We start from the raw sequence: 2,539 nt of genomic DNA, 5'->3' as shown, positions 1-2,539 counted from the left end.
GAAAATCCTGATTTAGTTGCTCATAATACCCAAGAAATCAGGGATATTTTGAAATAATAATTGATAATGAAAAGAGCATGATTTTATAGTCATGCTCTTTTTCTATCGAATTAAGATTACATCTGAACAATGATATCTAAGCAGAGTACCAAGGCCTCACCAAAAGCTTCTGAACCCCAGTCACGCTGGTCATAATTTTCCAGGTCTGCAAGAGAATCTGCGGTAAATAGGAGTAATCCCCAAACTGCATCACGAAGCTGGGCTACTGCTGCAAGGGCAGCACATTCCATCTCGACAACGCTACAGCCCTCTTCAATGCGATAGGCCACCTTGTCAGGCGTTTCTCTATAAAAGCCGTCAGTCGACCAAGTCATGACCTCTTGATAAGGAATGGACGCTTGTCTTAGAACTGTTTCAATGGCAGTCAGTGCTCGACGATTCACTTCTATATACCTAGAAGGCGCAACATAGTGGTAACTTGCACCTTCATCTCGCAATGCTCTCGTCGGAATCAAAAGACATTCTCTGGCATGTCTACCAAGACACCACAAGTTCCAGTTGATAAGATTTGCTTTACGCCATAACCAATCAACCAATCCAGAAATTGTGCAGCTGCAGCTGATCCAACTGGAGCTTGAGCCAAGCAGATTTCCTCTCCATTGTAAGTCATCACATAAACTGGATAGGTTTTAGTAGCAGAGACAAACTCTCCAACTTTTTCAGCGCCAATAGCATTCGCATAGCGTTCGATTTCTTCTCCTAAAAAGGCGTAGACGCACCTAGACGGCAAGTTCAAGTCTAAATCCTCATGGGTCGGCATAATCACAGCCTGAGGATTGTCATCAAACTCTAAAATTGGGATTTCATGTTTATGTATCATCTGTTGCCTCCTAAGTTTTAAGAATTATTATATCAAAAAATAACCACTGTAATATGATTTCATAGGAACTACTTCCCAAGAATCACAAAGAAAAACCAATTAAACAATGTACATAACTGAAAAGAAAGGACATAAATCTGATTTAGTCAGAAACATGTCCTTTTTGTGTTTTATTTTAAGAAATATGATTTCAGTCGGTGTTTATTTCCACAAACCACCTAAAATCTGTTTTTCCAACAAATTTAAGTCCTCTTCTCTTATGTCACTATTGTCGCCAACGATATAGAGTTGGGCAAAGTAGGCCAATAAGGGACCTATACAGATACGAACCATTTGAGGAACCGTGATTTCAGGATTCACTCGTGAATCTGCTATCAATTCCTTGTGGAGTGCTAATAATTTATCCTGAAGAGTATTCCAAATATAAAGTTGTTCTTTTCTCAGTTTCTTATTTGAAAAAATTTCCTGAAGAATAATTTTCATCAAAGCGCGATTCGTTTTGAGATAGGCCATACGATTTTGAACCAGATAATGCACCTTTTCTTCAGTCGTTTCTAAGGCTAAAAGCTCTTCAAAGAAACGACCGAAAAGTCCTGGAACAACAGGGTGCAAAATAGCCGTTAATAAATCTTCTTTGGTCTTGAAATACTTGAAGAGCGTTGCTTGGCTAAGTCCCGCATGTTTGGCAATTTGTAAGGTGGAGGTCCCATTGTAACTCTTAGTAGAAATCAAATCGACCGCCGCCTGCATGATTTTTTCTTTCCCTTGGGATAGTCTGCACCCTTTAGATAAGCTTCAAACGACTCAAAAACACTCTCACTCATTTTCATCCTCGTATATTTATATTTTATACTTTACGGTAACGACGCAAGCCGACAATATTGAGAACTGTCAAAGCAACAAGGAAGACTAGTAGAACACCAATATTTGGTAAAATATCTCCAAGTCCACGTCCGTAAAGAATAATCTGACTCATCGCATCACCTGAGTAAGTCAAAGGCAAGAATTTCCCTAGCATTTTTGCCCAGTCTCCCATTGAATCAAGTGGAATGATTCCTGAGAAAAAGAGTTGCGGCATAATCACAAGAGGAATAAATTGCATCATCTGGAATTCTGATTTTGCCAAGGTAGACAAGAGAATTCCGAAGGCTAGTGCCACCAGAGCCAGTACCACATTAACTATTATAACATTTAACAGGCTTCCGACAACTTCAATGTTCAACAACCAGATGGCTGCTAGAACGACTACTCCTGTCTGCAGTATGGCAATAAGGCCGTAAGACAACATATAGCCGTAAACGATTTCCGAACGTTTGACTGGGGTTGCCAACAAACGATCTAGGGTTCCGCTAGTACGTTCTTTCAAGAGTGCCATCCCTGAAATCAAAAAGACAAAGAAGAAAACGACGAACCCAAGCAAAACAGGAATCATTTTAGCAAAGAAGCCGGTGTCCTCGTTACCATATTCATAAGATTCCTTAATTTCAGGAGATTTTACCTTTAGTTGTAATTGTGGAAGGGATTGCTTCACACGGGCTAATAATTGATTGGTGTCTTCACTGGCAATACTGGTGCGTAATACTTGTCGGGTCACCGAAGTTTTAGAGGCATCTGTATTGGCATAGGCTACATGATATTCCCCATCCTTATAAGAGATAA

General features: G+C 39.9%; 1 protein-coding gene and 2 pseudogenes. All 3 read right to left on the bottom strand.

Going from position 1 to position 2,539, the window contains the following annotated elements:
* Nucleotides 1-116: 116 nt before the first annotated feature.
* Nucleotides 117-880 (bottom strand): annotated as a pseudogene (locus HSISS2_RS03005) (nucleoside phosphorylase).
* 201 nt (nt 881-1,081) lie between these two features.
* Nucleotides 1,082-1,704, bottom strand: a pseudogene (locus HSISS2_RS03000) (TetR/AcrR family transcriptional regulator).
* 23 nt (nt 1,705-1,727) lie between these two features.
* Nucleotides 1,728-2,539 (bottom strand): ABC transporter permease (locus HSISS2_RS02995; RefSeq protein ID WP_042766945.1); only part of this gene is annotated, 812 nt, incomplete at its 5' end.

The sequence above is a fragment of the Streptococcus sp. HSISS2 genome (genome assembly GCF_000448665.1).
In the GTDB taxonomy this organism is placed as follows: domain Bacteria; phylum Bacillota; class Bacilli; order Lactobacillales; family Streptococcaceae; genus Streptococcus; species Streptococcus raffinosi.
Note: the sequence above shows the minus strand (reverse complement) of the source record. Positions and strands in the feature narration are given on the sequence as shown.